Here is a 14,788-nt window from a genome sequence, read left to right on the forward strand (position 1 = left end):
TTTATTCGCGTTGGCGTGGCAAAAAATTACAGCGTCAGCGATGTGTCCTGTTGAAGCATGCGTACGTGAAGATTTGAATAAAACATCCTACGCCGTATGGCCGTCATCAAACCTGAAAGTGGTGATCGATAATTATCCCGATGGCCAAACCGAAGAGATGGACGCGGTCAATAATCCAGAAGACCCGAATGCTGGCACGCGTAAAGTTCCGTTCTCGAAGGTGCTTTACATCGAGCAGGATGATTTCTGCGAGACTCCCGAAGTATATCGTCTGTTCCCGCAGCAATGAAGTGAGACTGCGCTATGCGTACTTCATCAATGCACGCACGTTGTCAAAGATGACAAGGGCGAAGTGACCGAAGTCCATGCCACATACGACCCCACACACGCGGCGGTGACTCAGCCGATGGGCGCAAAGTCAAATCAACGATCCATTGGGTTTCAGCGCAAGACGCCAAAGAAGCGGAGAGATTCGGCTTCTATGACCGCCTCTTTACAAGGAAGATCCGAGGAAGGCGATGAAGGTTCCTTGCGCATCAACCCGAATTCGCTGATCATATCCACTGGATATGTGGAACCGTCTCCTCCTTGATTTAGAGAGCGTTATCCAGTTTGAACGCCGGGATATTTCTGCGTCGACGCCGACTCTCGACATCGAGAAACCAGTTTTCAATCTGACAGTGAATCTCAAGGATGCATGGTCGAAGATCGAGAAAAAAAGGAAATAGCCTGACACTCATCCTGCTCTAATGTAAACTGACAGCGTAATTAAAATCTAACGAAAGGAGCGCGCTTCAAAATGCAGAAACATATCATCATAGCTAAACGTAATCCAAACTGCATCCATCTCGAAGTGCGCCTGTAGACCGTTAAAGGTTCACCTTCTTGTGCCTTAGCCACGGTGCACTTCTGCACCGTGGCTTTTATTTGTAGACACGCAGGGCGACCCGTCAGGAAATGACCAAGTCGCTTGACCAACATTGGCGGGTCGCCTTACATTACCGAAAACATCATGAAACATATCATTCAAATCTTATTGGAACTTACTCTCCGACCACATCCGCCCGCAAAAGGGACGGTTCATCCTGCTGGCTATCTTGATGTTCGGTAGTATCGGTCTGCGCATCTATGCGCCTCAGATCATGCGGGAATTTATTGACTCCGCGTTGGCTGGCGTAGCTTTGCAAACACTCACATGGACAGCGATCGCTTTTATCGGCATCGCATTGATTCAACAAGCAGTTGCAGTGAGCGTGACCTACCTCGGCGAAAATGTCGCATGGACAGCCACCAATGACCTCCGCGCAGAATTGGCAGAACATGCCTTGAACCTAGATATGAAATTTCACAATGACCATACGCCCGGTGAACTGATCGAGCGCATTGACGGAGACGTGACTGAGCTGGCGACCTTCTTCTCGCAGTTCGCATTGAACCTGATCGCGAATGGACTGCTCCTCATAGGAATTTTGATCGCCTTATTCATTGAAGATTGGCGAGCGGGTCTGGCTTTTACTGTTTACTCATTCCTAACCATCACCATTCTTGGTCGTCTCAAGGATATTGCAGTTCCGCACCAGAAAGCCCGCCAGAAGCAGAAGCGCACTTATACGGTTTCGTCGAAGAGCAACCTTGGCCGGCACAGAAGATATCCGCTCCAGCGGCGCAGTGGATTTTTCCATTCGCGAGTTGTTCCGCCACCAAAGTACGATCCTTGGGCATAACCGCAAGGCGCACTTCAAACGCTGGATCATCGAAAACGCAATGGGCTTTGCGCTCACCCTCGGCAGCCTGCTCGCCATCACCAGCGGATACTGGCTTTTCTCCGCAGGCTTGGTCACCATCGGCACAGTTTATTTATTTGTACATTACATCAATCTGCTTGAAGAACCTTTCTGGGCAATGACTCATGAGATCGAAAGTTTCCAAACCATCGGCGCGTGTGTTGAGCGCCTGACCGAGTTCCGCAATTTCAAAGCGGAAGTGGTCAATGGTGTGGGCGTTGAAATCCCTTCCAAACCGCTTTCTCTGAGTTTGAGGGTGTATCTTTCTCCTACAACGGAGGGACTCTAGTTCTCAGCGAACTTTCCTTTGACCTGAAACCTGGTTCCATCCTTGGGCTGCTCGGCCGCACAGGCAGCGGCAAAACCACACTTGGACGATTGATCTTCCGCCTTTACGATGTCAACGCTGGCAGGATCAAAGTCAACGACTCAGATTTGCGTGAAGCGCACCTCGAAACATTACGGCGTAACATTGCCATCGTCACTCAGGATGTGCAACTCTTCCGCGCCAGCATCCGCGATAACCTGACCTTCTTTGACCGTTCGATACCTGATGAAATAATCGTCACGACTCTCGAAGAATTGGAACTCGGCGATTGGCTGCGGAATCAGCCCAAAGGCTTGGACACTGAACTCGACACAGGATCAAGATCCCTGTCCGCAGGTGAAGCGCAGTTGCTTGCGTTCACGCGAGTCTTCCTGCGAAATCCAGGACTGGTGATTCTCGACGAAGCTTCGTCGCGTCTCGATCCCGCAACAGAACAAAAACTCGAGCGAGCGATCGACAAGTTGCTGCAAAACCGAACCGCCATCATCATCGCGCATCGACTGGACACGATCCATCGCGCCGACGAGATCATGATCTTGGATAACGGTAAAGCAAGCGAATACGGCGAGCGTAAACAATTAGCCGCAGACCCGACCTCGCGTTTTTATCAACTGCTGCAAACTGGCATGGAAGAAGTATTGGCGTAATATGACCATCAACCGTGGACGGTAGGCCCGTTCAACATCCGCCCCGTCCACCATGGAGAAATTATTATGGAAACAACCTTCACACAAAAAATACCCGCGCTCCCCGCATGGAAAGTCATTTGGGAAATGCTGCGTTTTCGACCCTGGCTTTGGTTTATTGATCTAGTCAGTGTGTCACTCATTCGCTTCTGTTGGCAGGTCGCCCCTGCGCTCATCATCAAAGCCTTCTTCGACATGGTCACGGGCGAAGCGCAATTAACCTTTGGCATCTGGGCCATCGTCGCATTTTTAGCCGCCACATGGATCGGGCGCGTCATCGCAAGCTATGGCTTTTATTATGCCGATGTGCCCATCTTCGCCGACATGAACACCCTGCTGCGCAGAATCTTTTACGCTATATCTTGAAGCGGCCCGGCGCGTCACAACTTCCCGATTCAGCGGGCGAAGCCGTCAGCCGTTTTAAAAAGGATGTGGATGAAATCCCTTTGTTCGTTATTTTGATCAACGATGTCATGGTTGGGCTTGTCATCATCGCTGTCGCCATTATCCTCATGACACAGATCAGTCCATCGGTCACGGTCATGGCGCTCATTCCGCTTGTGATCGTCGGCGTCATCGCCAATGTCGCAACGAGCCGCATCGAACATTATCGCCGCACATCGCGTCAGGCTGGCGGCAAAGTGACTGGTTTCATCGGCGAATTCTTCGGCGCGGTACAGGCTGTCAAAGTTGCAACTGCCGAAAAGAATGTCATCGGCTATTTTCACAAGCTCAACGATGAGCGCCGCATCCTGACCATCCGCGAAAAACTTTTCGACGAAGTGCTCGGTTCGATCTATCGCAACATGTCCACGCTTGGCACGGGTGTCATTCTCGTCCTCGTTGGCCAGTCCATGCGCACGGGCAATTTCACTCTCGGCGATTTTTCGCTCTTCGTTTATCTGCTTCAAAGCATGGGTGATCTCACTACTTTTGGCGGTATGTTATGGGCGCGTTACAAACAACTCAACGTCTCCGTCCAGCGCATGTATCACCTCATGGAAAATGCACCGCTGGATGCCTTGGTCGAGCATAGCCTCATTAATTTGGAAGGTCCACTGCCCGAAGTGATCTACCCGCCAAAGAGCGCATCAGACCGACTGAATGAACTGGTCGCTGACCATCTAACATTTCACTACACTGGATCATCGAACGGCATCAATGACATATCGCTCAAAATAAAACGCAACACGCTGACAGTGGTCACAGGCCGCATAGGCTCTGGCAAGACAACATTGCTGCGTGCCCTGCTCGGATTGCTTCCGCTTGAATCAGGAGAGATACGCTGGAATGAAAACATACTTACATCCCCCGGAGATTTTCTCATCCCGCCGCGCTGCGCATACACCGCACAAGTTCCGCGACTGTTCAGCAATACCCTGCGTAACAACATATTGCTCGGCCTGAACAAAAGCGATGATGAAATTTACATGGCAACAAAACTAGCCGTCATGGATCGTGACCTGGAGCAGATGGACGACAATCTCGAAACTCTGGTCGGCGCACGCGGTGTGAAACTTTCGGGTGGACAAGCGCAGCGAGCTGCGGCCGCGCGCATGTTCATCCGTGAACCTGAACTCATCGTCTTTGACGATCTCTCCAGCGCACTGGATGTCGAAACCGAACAGCAGCTCTGGGAACGCATCTTCGAGAAACAGAATTTGACTTGTCTTGTTGTCTCCCACCGCCGTCCGCTGTTACGACGCGCAGACCATATCATTGTGCTGAAAGACGGCAAAGTCGAATCTGAAGGCACGCTGGATCAATTACTCGAAATCAGCTCAGAAATGCGCGAGCTGTGGAAATTGGAAGAAAATGGAATATCGTAGGGGCGAAGCATGCTTCGCCCCTACTCAAGGAAAATACATCATGGACATTATCACTGGCAAGATTCTAAAGTTAAACAACTGGCCCGACGGAAAAATTATCGGGATCGCAAAGACCATCTCGGCGCAGCTGGCAGCCCAAGACGTGGAACGCGACGCGATCCTCAACCAGCTCGATGCAGTTCGGCAGGAGCCCAGTCCTTTTCTCGCCGATCCCCTCATGGCAGGCCTCGCACGCGAGTGTATTCGGCTTAACAAGAAGGATGAGCCTTCAATAGACACACTGCTTGAAAGCCCAATCCCCTTCCCAATTTGGGGGCGGGAGCATATTGACGATGAAGCCGTCAAACAAATGGACAGTGCCATGCGCCTGCCTGTTACAGTGGCGGGCGCGTTGATGCCTGATGCCCACGTCGGCTACGGGCTTCCGATTGGTGGCGTACTCGCGACTGATAATGTGGTCATCCCTTACGCGGTTGGAGTGGACATTGCCTGCCGCATGAGACTCTCTTTGTATGATGTCTCACCGCATTTACTTGGACAAAAGAAAAGTGTTTTCGAAAATTCCTTATGGAACGAAACCGCATTTGGAATGGGCGCAAAATGGACAGGAAGTAAGAAGGCACAGCACGAGGTCTTGGACGATGACTCATGGTATGCCACTCCTCAACTTAAGATGTTGAAGGACACCGCCATGAATCAACTTGGCACAAGCGGCACGGGCAATCACTTTGCTGAATGGGGATCGTTCCACTTGACCGAGCCGATGTTTGGGCTTGAACCCGGCGTTTATCTTGCACTGCTTTCACACAGCGGCTCAAGAGGCGTCGGCGCAAAGATCGCAGACCGCTATAGTAAGTTGGCAAGAGAGAAGCACCCTGATCTCGATGCCAGCGTGAAGTATTTGGCATGGTTATCTTTGGATTCAGAAGAAGGTCAGGAATATTGGCTTTCGATGGAACTCGCGGGCAGATTCGCTTCGGCCAATCACTACATCATTCACCAACGGGTTGCCGCCGCAGTTGGCCTCAAGGAAGTTGGCGTGGTTGAGAATCACCACAACTTCGCATGGAAGGAAAAAATGGTGGACGGCAGAACGGTCATTGTGCACCGCAAGGGCGCGACGCCTGCCGGTGTTGGTGTGCTTGGAATCATCCCCGGCTCGATGGGCGATGCGGGCTATCTCGTGCGCGGCAAGGGAATCGCATCTTCGCTTGAGTCCGCTTCACACGGAGCAGGCAGGCTAATGAGTCGGAGAAACGCGTTGAACTCGATCAGCAGGTCGGCGCGGGAAGAGTATCTCAAGACGAATAACGTCACCCTGCTCGGCGGCGGCATGGACGAATCACCGCAAGCATACAAGCCGATCGAAGCCGTCATCAAAGCTCAGACCGAGCTTGTGGATGTACTCGGCAAGTTCACGCCAAGGATTGTAAGAATGGCGGATGAGCCGGGCGATATTTAATAAAAGCGGGCTGCGTTATCATCTTAACGCAGCCCGCTTAATACAACAGGAAAATAAAATGAGCATTGAACCTGACTGGGAAAATATTTTGTTCGAAGCGAGGGTTGCCATAACAGACAATCCGCGATTTAATGACTGGTACGGAACCTTACCATCTCTTGTTCGCCAGCTTCTCGATGAGATTCTGGATCACGAAGTCACTCCGGCGATCATCTGCCTCGCACAAGAATGCTCAGAGGAAGACTGGGAGAAGAATATGTTCATTCAAGCGCTTGGGAATGGGAACCCAAGCCCCACCGCAGCCAATGACCTGACCGACGTTGTGCTCGGTCTTGTGCCGTGGAGTCTTGGCTGAGCAATTTCCCCCATTGCACAAACCTGGTGTTTTGGGTTATGCTCAAACTGACAAGGATGAACTTATGAGCGAAGAAAAATATAAACACTTTCAAGATTTGATCCTTCAGTTCGCCCGCGAAACAACAGCCTCAGGCAGACAAACACTTGAAGAACACCTGTGGGAGGAGTTCGGCGCAGAACGGGTGGTCTTTGTTCTGGATATGTCCGGGTTTTCATTGCTCACCCGTAAATACGGAATCATCCATTACCTGTCCATGGTTTCCCGCATGCAGTTGATATCCGAACCGATCATAAAAACATATGGCGGCAGCCTGATCAAATATGAAGCGGATAATTGCTTCGCAGTTTTTCCCGACACACTTTCTGCGATTCACGCGGCAATCACATTGCAATTGGCATTCGAGGCCTCCAACCTGTTGACGTCCGATGATCTTGACGTTCACATCTCATGTGGAATTGACCACGGCAGGATTCTGATCGTCGGCAACGAAGATTGTTTTGGCGACGCCGTCAATCGGGCATGCAAATTAGGCGAAGATGTTGCCGCCAAAGGAGAGATCCTTGTCACAAAAGACGCCATTGATACCATCTCAACAGACTTGGAGTTCAAGACAAGCGAGGTAAACATATCCATCTCCGGATTAGCTATCTCAGCTTATTCCATTGACTACCGTTCACGTAACTAATTCAGGTCTTGTTTAAGTAATTTTGACAGTTTTCTTGTAGAATAATATTAACGATCCAATTATTAGAAAAGGAGATAAACCATGTTCATCTATTTGTCCGTTGCCGCGGGCGTCGCGGTAAGTGTCATCCTGCCTTTAATCCGCCCTATGCTTCCCAAACCCCTGAATATGCGAAGTGCTCCCGCAGATTTTTGGGCATATGCAAAGCCATACCTAATCACAGCTTTGTTCTCCCTGATCGTCGCCCTCATTCTTGTCGCCTTTTTGGGAGAAACGTTAAACACCTGGCAATCGGCATTCCTTGCCGGCTACACTGCCGACTCAACTCTGCAGAAGATCACGACCGGAAACACATAAAGTCAGCCCATCGAATCAAAAATCCCCTCGTGATTATTGCACGAGGGGATTTTTGATTTTATAATCTTAAATTTTCTTCAAAATCTCGACCGAATTTTTTATCCGCGCAAGACATTTTTCTCTGCCAATGATCTCCATCGACTCAAAGAGCGGTGGACTGACCTTTTGCCCCGTCGTGGCTACCCGCAAGAGACCAAAAACTTGATTCGCATTCAATCCACTTTCCTCAACATAAGCCCGCAATGGCGGCTCGCATCTTTCGTGACTGATATCTGGCTGTGCCGCGAGAATATCATACGCCTTTTGAGCGATCTCTGCTGACTGACTCGCGTCCAATCCTTTCGCGATCAAATCTTCGGGAGCAGGCGTCACATCATCTTTAAAAAAGAAACTTCCAAATGAAAGGCAATCATCCAATGTGACAAGTCTCTCGCGCAACAACGGGACAATTTTTAGCAAAACCTCATCATTAACGTTCAATCCCTCACGGGTGAAATAAGGCTTGATGCGCCCGGCCAGATCCTCGGTTGTAAGGAGGCGGATATGCGTCGCATTGAAATGATCCAGTTTCTGAAAATTGATCGCCGCGGGTGAAGGAGTTAAATGGTCAATTCCGAAACGCGTGATCATCTGGTCGAGGGTCATCACGTCGTCTTCGGCAACACCCCAACCCATCAACGCGATCCAGTTGAGCACGCCTTCGGGAGTGTATCCGAGTTCTTTCATATCCCCAAGAAAAATGGAATATCCATCTTTCATGGCGTCGGCACGGTCGCGCTTGCTCATTTTGCCTTTGCCGCTGGGTTTGAGGAAAACGGATAGATGGGCGAAAACAGGCTCGTCCCAGCCAAAGGCACGGATGACATGGATGTGCAACGGCATGGACGGAAGCCACTCAGAACCGCGAATGACATGAGTGATCTCCATCTCGTGGTCGTCCACCATTGCAGCGAGGTGATATGTAGGCAAGCCATCGGACTTTAAGAGGACGGTATCATCAAGCGCAGAGTTTTCCGTTGTGATTGAACCACGCAGAAGGTCGGTGGTAGTGATCGAGCCTTCTTTTGGCATCTTGAAACGGATCACATATTTCTCACCCCCGTCCACGCGCTGCCGTGCTTCTTCGGGAGTAAGTGCGCGGCACAAACCGTCGTAACGCGGATTCTGTTTGCTCTTCAATTGCTCTTGACGCACATTTGCCAGTCGTTCGGAAGTGCAAAAACAAGGAAAGGCCTTATCCTGTTCCACCAATTTCCAGGCATGTTCGTGATAGCTGGCGCGTCGTTCGGTCTGGCGATATGGCCCATGCGCCCCGCCGATATCGGGACCCTCATCATAATTCAGGCCAAGCCAGTGCAATCCGTCAATCAATTCTTGTTCTGCGCCAGGCTCATACCGTTTCTGGTCGGTATCTTCAATTCGAAGGATGAACGTACCACCTAAACGGCGCGCAAGCAGGAAGGGATAGAGTGCTGAACGGGCGTTGCCGATATGCATACGCCCGGTGGGAGAAGGCGCAAAACGAGTACGAACGGGTTTGGTAGACAAAAGAAAATACTCCTTAATTTAAAATTCGGTTTGGGAATGGCGCATTACAACGCTTTCAACAAGTCCAATCCCAATCATAAGCGCGGTCAGGCCACTGCCGCCATAACTGATAAATGGAAGCGGCAAACCCGAAACAGGAAGTACATTCAGATTCATACCAATATTTACGGCAGCCTGAAAAAAGATCAGCGTCGCAACTCCCATGGCAATCATCGAGCCAGCTACATCGCGGGCTTTTTGCGCCGCGCGAACACAACGCCAAACAATAATCCCAATGTAATAATGATCAGCGCGCCCCTGATCATACCAAATTCTTCGGCACTGGCAGCAAAAATGAAATCAGTATGACGGACTTTAAGAAAACGCAGCTGAGTCTGAGTCCCATGCCCATACCCCTGACCAAACACACCGCCCGCGCCAACAGCGATCAATGCCTGTCTTACGTTATAGCGATTGCCGTAGGTGTCATTTGGGTCTGGCACAACAAAATTCACAATGCGTTCCTGCTGATACGCCTGCAAAAATGGAACCCGCACACCAAGCACCGAGAGCGCCACCAAACTTGCCATGGCAATAGCGCCGATCGCAACCGCAGAGAGCACATGCTTAACCTGCACTCCATTAATCCACAACATCACCGCAAGAATAACAGATAGCAGTAACACGTTACTCAAATTGGGTTGTAGAAGAATCATGAGGATGATTCCAGACGCCCAGAGAACTGCGCCAAAAACCCATTTTAGATCGCGAGGCTGATATTGAACAACTTCAAAATAGCGCGCCAAAATAATGATCGCAACGATCTTGGCAAATTCAGTCGGTTGAAGAAAAAGAACACCCACTTGAAACCAGCGCTGTGCACCAAATGCAGATTGGCCAAACCCGGTCAACGTCACCAGGAAGATCATAATTCCCAAATAGATAGGGCGATACAAAGCCAGCCAGTAACGATAATCCACTGAAGCAACCAAAAATATAAGCACAACACCCAGCAAGGCAAAATAAACCTGACGCGTAATGAGCGGCTGTAAAACCTCATTTCCCGCGACAGCGGAGCGGATCATCGCTGTGCCAAAAGAAGACGCAAGCACTACTGCGCCCAATAAAATAAAATCAAAATTACGCCAGGAAAGTCCACGAGTCATAAAATAAAAACACGGATGCAACCAGAAATCATCTCAGAGGTTGATCCGTGTCTCCAAATGTAAATAAGATCAACCAGTGCGATGACGGGATACGCCTCGCAAAGGAATATCCGCAACCAGCCGTTGAGAACGGCCATCTCGTTCCAGTCCAATTTGGACCGCATCCGGGTCGATGTCAATATAATTCGAGATCGCCTTAAGCAAATCATTTTTCAAGGCATCAAGCTGAGCGGGGGTCAAGTCAGTCCGGTCATGCACCAAGACAAGCTGCAAGCGGTCTTTTGCGCTTTCAGCGCTTCGCTTTTTCTTAAAAAAATTAAACATTATTTCCTCCCAGTAAATCGCTGTAACGCCGACCATAAAGCGTTTTTTTGCTCCAGATCCATGAAAGGCACGTCCTGACCTTGAATACGCTTCGCAATATTTCTGAAAGCCTGCCCAGCCCGACTTTTTGGTTCTGTCACAACTGGCGCCCCGCGATTGGAGCCAATGATAACAGCCTCATCCTCGGGCACAATTCCAATCAATTGAATCCCAAGCAAATCGAGAACATCATCCGCAGAGAGCATGTCATTATTTCTAACCAATGCCGGGTTTAGCCGATTAAGGATCAGGGCCGGGCTGCCTTTTTCCTCGGCTTCGAGAATACCCACCACACGATCCGCATCCCGCACCGCGCTGACCTCGGGGTTGGTCACGATCAAGACACGGTCTGCCGCAGCGATGGAATTTCGAAAACCGCGCTCAATACCGGCAGGCGAGTCTATCAGAACAAAATCAGCAATCGGGCGTAGTTCCTTGCAGATGCGCACCATGTCTGTTGGTGAAACCGCGCTCTTGTCGCGCGTCTGCGCAGCGGGAATCAAATACAACTCGGGATAATGCTTATCGCGAATCATCGCCTGCTTTAATTTACAACGTCCTTCGATCACGTCCACGATGTCGTACACAATTCGATTTTCAAGTCCCAGAATGACGTCCAGATTTCGTAAACCAATATCGCCATCAATACAGACAACTTTCATACCATCAGCGGCAAGGGCGGTGGCAAGATTGGCAACAGCGGTGGTCTTGCCCACGCCGCCTTTTCCGGATGTAACTGTAATTACTTGAGCTGTCATATTCTATTCCTATAAATGGATTAACCAGTGTGCCAGCGTTCTGCTTGTAAACGGCCTTCACTATTAATACTGGCTACTTCGGGCTTCGGGTCTTTTTGGGGTTTAAGCGTCGCCGAAATTTCATTGGCAATGCGAAGTTGATTTGCAGAAAGATCAAGCGCACAAATAAATGCCGACCGATTTCCTTTTGATCCAGCATGAATCATGCCCGCACACGTCCCCAAACGATGACATTTCCTTCCGCAACGATCTCGGCGCCTGGGTTAATATCGCCCATCACCACCACATTACCCGGATATTCAACCCGTGTTCCGGAACGAAGTGTCTTGTTGATAAACAAGGCGGTTTCATCGGTGATAGTGTTCGTAAATTGTCTCTGTTCTTCCGGTCGAGGTTTCGAGATGCGGGTCGCCAGGCCAAGTAATTGAGAAGTCTTCTCAGTGGTCGGTGATTCGCTCACGACAGCCCATAAAACGACATTACGCTCCGAAAGTCGATCACGCAAATCAACCAGATCATTCACTTTCAGCACTTGCGAACCAACATCCATCGCGAGGCGCGCACCTTGAAAGAAGGCGGACCGCTCATCAATTTGCGCAAGCAAAGCGGCACATTGGTCTTCCCAAGACGCATCCAAAAATGATGCGAGAAGTCCATCGCGTATGCCTTTGATCTGAACGAGCGAGGTTGTTTGCTCCATAATTATTTTTGCACAAATTATACCTGACGCCGTATGTGAAATGGCGGTATTGTTATAAAATCCCGATTCAATAATTCAAGACTACTGCCCATCAGATGGATTTTCTTTCGAAATATCAATGGATTTCAATTCAAAGTACGCCTTAATGACCCTCTCAACGATCGGACCTGCCACGCTTGCACCCTCGCCGCCATTGTATGCAAAAGCAACCACGATAATCTCAGGGTCCTCATACGGTGCATATGCCAAAGTCCATGAATGGGTTGGCCAAGCACCGAAATTACAACGGTTCGCCTTGCGGGCAACATCATCACAATATTCCGCGGTACCGGTCTTGCCTGCCACAGCAATGGGGAAACTTGAGAACAACTCATTAAGTGTTCCACGTGAATCCGTGATCGAAAGACGAGTACCACCACGCACGGCTTCAACCGTCTCAGGATCCACGATCTTTAATTTACTTTCATCCAGACTGCAAACACTACCGTCACAAGAGTAATTTGCGATCTTCGGAGTAACCGTAATATCCCATTTCAAATTTGGTGTGAAAGGTGATATCTGATAACTGCCTGGAGTCTGTTCCGGAGAAACCGTAAATTGTTGCGGGTCAGGATTGAACCACATTTCAACTGGATTCCCCTCGCCATCGGTCACTTCGCGCACGATCGTTGGCTGCATCAATTTACCGCGATTTGCAATCGTCGCACCGGACATCAATATCTGCAACGGGGTCGCGAGCACATATCCCTGCCCCACGCTCGCGATGTATGTGTCACCGGTTGACCAGTTCTCACCGGTATTAATACGTTTCCATTGCGGGTCAGGAATTAATCCATCTGCTTCGCCTTTTAACTGGATACCTGACCTTTGATCATACCCGAGCGCCCGGGCGTATTGCTGGAGGCGTTCAATGCCCAGCCCCTGCTTGATCTCGTCTTCGAAGCCGCCGCCCAGCTTATAGAAACAAACATTACTGGAATACGCGATGCAATGTTGAAAATCAATCTGCCCAAAACCGTCGGGGTTTTGTTCAAAGATCCAATCCACGAAGGGTCGTGTGTTGCTGTCAGTACAGGTATCATTCGGATTGAATTTTTCACACAGGAGCAATTGTCCCGGTGCTTGAATGACCGTATCCAACTCAACGACATTTTCATTATAAGCGCCAGTAGCTGTGGATAATTTGAACACTGACCCTGGCGGAAACTCAGCAGCGATCGCATTATTCAATAAAGGATTGCGCGCATCCTGACTTAATTGTTCGTAATAATAAGCAGGGATCAAACGCGCGAAACGATTATTCTCATAAGACGGATAGGAGACCATCGCAAGAATTTCACCAGTTTTCGGATTCATCGCGATCACCACACCGCTGGAGATACGCACTGTTCCAAAATAGGTATTCCAAAAGTTAATCTCCTGAACCAAGGACGCTTCAGCCACTGCCTGTAATCTTGTATCGATGGTGAGATACACATTTTGCCCTGGCACTGTAGGCCTGGGCGGTTCAAGATTACGAAGTTCCTGCCCGGCCACATCAATCTCGACAACACGTAAGCCATTCCTGCCAGCCAGAATATCCTGCAAAGAATCCTCGACGCCAGCATATCCGATCTTGTCGCGGTTGGGAATAAACCCTTTATCTCGATATTCCTTTTCAAATAGCGCCGGAATCGGACCCAGAAATCCCACAAGACTGGCTGTCAACGAACCTGTCGGGTAGTCACGAATCGGATCGATCTCAACAGACACACCGGGCCAATCGATCGACCTCTCCTCAACAACGCGGGCAACATCTTCAGAAACGTTGCACTTCAATTTTACCGGGCTATATGGAGCGAGCGTATCTTGTAGAGCAACAAGCTGGGCTATTCCTGGCCCAGGCACACAAGCAGCAAAAAGTTTCGCTTCTTCCAGTGACGCGTCTGTCACCACCCCGCCAACAGGGACATCGATCAGGTCGGATAATTGTCGATAAATGCGCTGAATATCTGATTCATCATCAGGCAAATCGGCAGGGGTGATCACTATATTATAGGAAGCCACATTGCGCGCAAGGATATAACCATTGCGATCATATATAATTCCACGCGGAGCCGGCACGTTCACTTCATTGGTGTAATTATCGATCGCCTGAGCCGTCCAGTCGGATTCCTGTAAGACTTGTAAATTGACAAGCCGCATAAGCAGCCCAGTAAATGCCAGCACCAAGACTATATAAATGGCTGCAATCCGCCATGTTTCAAAACGGGCTGGTCGTGGTATCGAACCAGTACTCATTCAATCTCCTCTAAAGGATAAACCCAACGCGCCAAATCGCGCATAAAAGTATAAACCGGAATCGAGAAAAGCATATTGAGCAGCAGGCTGGGCAACACAACCACCCCGACAACATCGCTAAATGGTAGAGATGTACCGAGGATTTGTAATGCAATGAAAGACAATAAATTCATAAACAAGGTGCCAATAAAAGTGATACTGAACATCGCCAATAAAGGGGCCTGCCACACCCGTTTTTGTAATGCCCGGGCCGCAATCACGATGGCCAGGTAACCGACCAACAGAACGGGCCAGGGCATTTTCGAAACAATACCTAACATTGCGCAGGCAAGCACAGCCCAATGCCACGCGGATTTAACCCGTTCCTGCAATGCCCATGCCGCAATCAAGATCAAAGGCAAATCAGCAAAGCCGGAGAGTAATTTAACCTGGCTGACAACCGAGGATTGCAGGATAACAGCCAGCGCGAGCAGCGGGAACGCAACAAGATTTCGCATGGCAAATA

At 49.7% G+C, this 14,788-nt stretch carries 18 protein-coding genes and 2 pseudogenes; 11 read left to right on the plus strand and 9 right to left on the minus strand.

Annotated features, from left to right (window positions below):
- The 11 genes and pseudogenes from IPL17_RS15595 to IPL17_RS15645 all read left to right on the plus strand — a co-directional run.
- A pseudogene (locus tag IPL17_RS15595) lies at positions 1 to 289 on the plus strand (hypothetical protein); the annotation flags it as partial.
- Positions 290 to 352: 63 nt separating this feature from the next.
- On the plus strand, positions 353 to 592 hold the full coding sequence (locus tag IPL17_RS15600; protein WP_345308003.1) for a hypothetical protein: 240 nt from the start codon (positions 353 to 355) through the stop codon (positions 590 to 592).
- 502 nt (positions 593 to 1,094) lie between these two features.
- Positions 1,095 to 1,724, plus strand: coding sequence for an ABC transporter transmembrane domain-containing protein (locus tag IPL17_RS15605; protein ID WP_345308087.1), 630 nt, complete (start codon positions 1,095 to 1,097; stop codon positions 1,722 to 1,724).
- A complete protein-coding gene (locus IPL17_RS15610) occupies positions 1,669 to 2,073 on the plus strand; it encodes a hypothetical protein (protein WP_345308004.1) in 405 nt (134 codons plus the stop codon). The genes IPL17_RS15605 and IPL17_RS15610 overlap by 56 nt, the downstream gene beginning before the upstream one ends.
- Positions 2,074 to 2,087: 14 nt before the next feature.
- Positions 2,088 to 2,759 (plus strand): annotated as a pseudogene (locus tag IPL17_RS15615) (ABC transporter ATP-binding protein); the annotation flags it as partial.
- Between the two features lie 66 nt (positions 2,760 to 2,825).
- On the plus strand, positions 2,826 to 3,164 hold the full coding sequence (locus tag IPL17_RS15620) for a hypothetical protein (protein ID WP_345308005.1): 339 nt from the start codon (positions 2,826 to 2,828) through the stop codon (positions 3,162 to 3,164).
- Positions 3,161 to 4,627, plus strand: coding sequence for an ABC transporter ATP-binding protein (locus IPL17_RS15625; protein ID WP_345308006.1), 1,467 nt, complete (start codon positions 3,161 to 3,163; stop codon positions 4,625 to 4,627). The genes IPL17_RS15620 and IPL17_RS15625 overlap by 4 nt, the downstream gene beginning before the upstream one ends.
- Before the next feature lie 40 nt (positions 4,628 to 4,667).
- Positions 4,668 to 6,089, plus strand: a complete 1,422-nt coding sequence (locus IPL17_RS15630; RefSeq protein ID WP_345308007.1) for an RtcB family protein — start codon at positions 4,668 to 4,670, stop codon at positions 6,087 to 6,089.
- Positions 6,090 to 6,147: 58 nt separating this feature from the next.
- Positions 6,148 to 6,444 (plus strand): hypothetical protein, encoded by a 297-nt coding sequence (locus IPL17_RS15635; RefSeq protein WP_345308008.1) that lies wholly within the window; start codon positions 6,148 to 6,150, stop codon positions 6,442 to 6,444.
- A 64-nt stretch (positions 6,445 to 6,508) separates the two neighbouring features.
- Complete coding sequence (locus IPL17_RS15640; protein WP_345308009.1) at positions 6,509 to 7,132, plus strand: adenylate/guanylate cyclase domain-containing protein; 624 nt, start codon at positions 6,509 to 6,511, stop codon at positions 7,130 to 7,132.
- 81 nt (positions 7,133 to 7,213) lie between these two features.
- The gene (locus IPL17_RS15645; protein WP_345308010.1) at positions 7,214 to 7,489 is read left to right on the plus strand and encodes a hypothetical protein; all 276 of its coding nucleotides are present in this window, start codon (positions 7,214 to 7,216) and stop codon (positions 7,487 to 7,489) included.
- A gap of 66 nt (positions 7,490 to 7,555) precedes the next feature.
- Here the strand turns inward: IPL17_RS15645 and gltX are convergent, their stop codons facing one another.
- From gltX to IPL17_RS15690, 9 genes are all read right to left on the minus strand, one after another.
- Positions 7,556 to 9,037, minus strand: coding sequence for a glutamate--tRNA ligase (gltX, locus tag IPL17_RS15650; protein ID WP_345308011.1), 1,482 nt, complete (start codon positions 9,035 to 9,037; stop codon positions 7,556 to 7,558).
- An 18-nt stretch (positions 9,038 to 9,055) separates the two neighbouring features.
- Complete coding sequence (locus IPL17_RS15655; RefSeq protein WP_345308012.1) at positions 9,056 to 9,250, minus strand: FtsW/RodA/SpoVE family cell cycle protein; 195 nt, start codon at positions 9,248 to 9,250, stop codon at positions 9,056 to 9,058.
- Between the two features lie 8 nt (positions 9,251 to 9,258).
- Entirely contained in the window at positions 9,259 to 10,182 is a 924-nt protein-coding gene (locus tag IPL17_RS15660) for an FtsW/RodA/SpoVE family cell cycle protein (RefSeq protein ID WP_345308013.1), read from the minus strand.
- 69 nt (positions 10,183 to 10,251) lie between these two features.
- The gene (minE, locus tag IPL17_RS15665; RefSeq protein ID WP_345308014.1) at positions 10,252 to 10,506 is read right to left on the minus strand and encodes a cell division topological specificity factor MinE; all 255 of its coding nucleotides are present in this window, start codon (positions 10,504 to 10,506) and stop codon (positions 10,252 to 10,254) included.
- Positions 10,506 to 11,303 (minus strand): septum site-determining protein MinD, encoded by a 798-nt coding sequence (minD, locus tag IPL17_RS15670; RefSeq protein ID WP_345308015.1) that lies wholly within the window; start codon positions 11,301 to 11,303, stop codon positions 10,506 to 10,508. Before minD ends, minE begins: the two co-directional genes overlap by 1 nt.
- Positions 11,304 to 11,323: 20 nt before the next feature.
- Positions 11,324 to 11,509 (minus strand): septum site-determining protein MinC, encoded by a 186-nt coding sequence (locus tag IPL17_RS15675; protein WP_345308016.1) that lies wholly within the window; start codon positions 11,507 to 11,509, stop codon positions 11,324 to 11,326.
- Positions 11,506 to 12,003 carry a septum site-determining protein MinC gene (locus IPL17_RS15680; RefSeq protein WP_345308017.1) on the minus strand — a complete coding sequence of 166 codons (498 nt, stop codon included), beginning with the start codon at positions 12,001 to 12,003 and terminating at the stop codon, positions 11,506 to 11,508. Before IPL17_RS15680 ends, IPL17_RS15675 begins: the two co-directional genes overlap by 4 nt.
- 81 nt (positions 12,004 to 12,084) lie before the next feature.
- Positions 12,085 to 14,283 carry a penicillin-binding transpeptidase domain-containing protein gene (locus tag IPL17_RS15685; RefSeq protein ID WP_345308018.1) on the minus strand — a complete coding sequence of 733 codons (2,199 nt, stop codon included), beginning with the start codon at positions 14,281 to 14,283 and terminating at the stop codon, positions 12,085 to 12,087.
- A complete protein-coding gene (locus IPL17_RS15690) occupies positions 14,280 to 14,780 on the minus strand; it encodes a hypothetical protein (RefSeq protein ID WP_345308019.1) in 501 nt (166 codons plus the stop codon). The genes IPL17_RS15685 and IPL17_RS15690 overlap by 4 nt, the downstream gene beginning before the upstream one ends.
- Positions 14,781 to 14,788: the final 8 nt, after the last annotated feature.

The sequence above is a fragment of the Candidatus Villigracilis saccharophilus genome, assembly GCF_016711665.1.

What these genes read in the sequence shown, in the direction of transcription:
- IPL17_RS15620 (WP_345308005.1), top strand. Translation starts at nt 2,826, where the DNA reads ATGGAAACAACCTTCACACAAAAAATACCCGCGCTCCCCGCATGGAAA.
- IPL17_RS15640 (WP_345308009.1), top strand. Translation starts at nt 6,509, where the DNA reads ATGAGCGAAGAAAAATATAAACACTTTCAAGATTTGATCCTTCAGTTC.
- IPL17_RS15660 (WP_345308013.1), bottom strand. Translation starts at nt 10,182, where the DNA reads ATGACTCGTGGACTTTCCTGGCGTAATTTTGATTTTATTTTATTGGGC.
- minD (WP_345308015.1), bottom strand. Translation starts at nt 11,303, where the DNA reads ATGACAGCTCAAGTAATTACAGTTACATCCGGAAAAGGCGGCGTGGGC.
- IPL17_RS15635 (WP_345308008.1), top strand. Translation starts at nt 6,148, where the DNA reads ATGAGCATTGAACCTGACTGGGAAAATATTTTGTTCGAAGCGAGGGTT.
- IPL17_RS15680 (WP_345308017.1), bottom strand. Translation starts at nt 12,003, where the DNA reads ATGGAGCAAACAACCTCGCTCGTTCAGATCAAAGGCATACGCGATGGA.
- IPL17_RS15630 (WP_345308007.1), top strand. Translation starts at nt 4,668, where the DNA reads ATGGACATTATCACTGGCAAGATTCTAAAGTTAAACAACTGGCCCGAC.
- IPL17_RS15690 (WP_345308019.1), bottom strand. Translation starts at nt 14,780, where the DNA reads ATGCGAAATCTTGTTGCGTTCCCGCTGCTCGCGCTGGCTGTTATCCTG.
- minE (WP_345308014.1), bottom strand. Translation starts at nt 10,506, where the DNA reads ATGTTTAATTTTTTTAAGAAAAAGCGAAGCGCTGAAAGCGCAAAAGAC.
- IPL17_RS15685 (WP_345308018.1), bottom strand. Translation starts at nt 14,283, where the DNA reads ATGAGTACTGGTTCGATACCACGACCAGCCCGTTTTGAAACATGGCGG.
- IPL17_RS15675 (WP_345308016.1), bottom strand. Translation starts at nt 11,509, where the DNA reads ATGATTCATGCTGGATCAAAAGGAAATCGGTCGGCATTTATTTGTGCG.
- IPL17_RS15655 (WP_345308012.1), bottom strand. Translation starts at nt 9,250, where the DNA reads ATGATTGCCATGGGAGTTGCGACGCTGATCTTTTTTCAGGCTGCCGTA.
- IPL17_RS15645 (WP_345308010.1), top strand. Translation starts at nt 7,214, where the DNA reads ATGTTCATCTATTTGTCCGTTGCCGCGGGCGTCGCGGTAAGTGTCATC.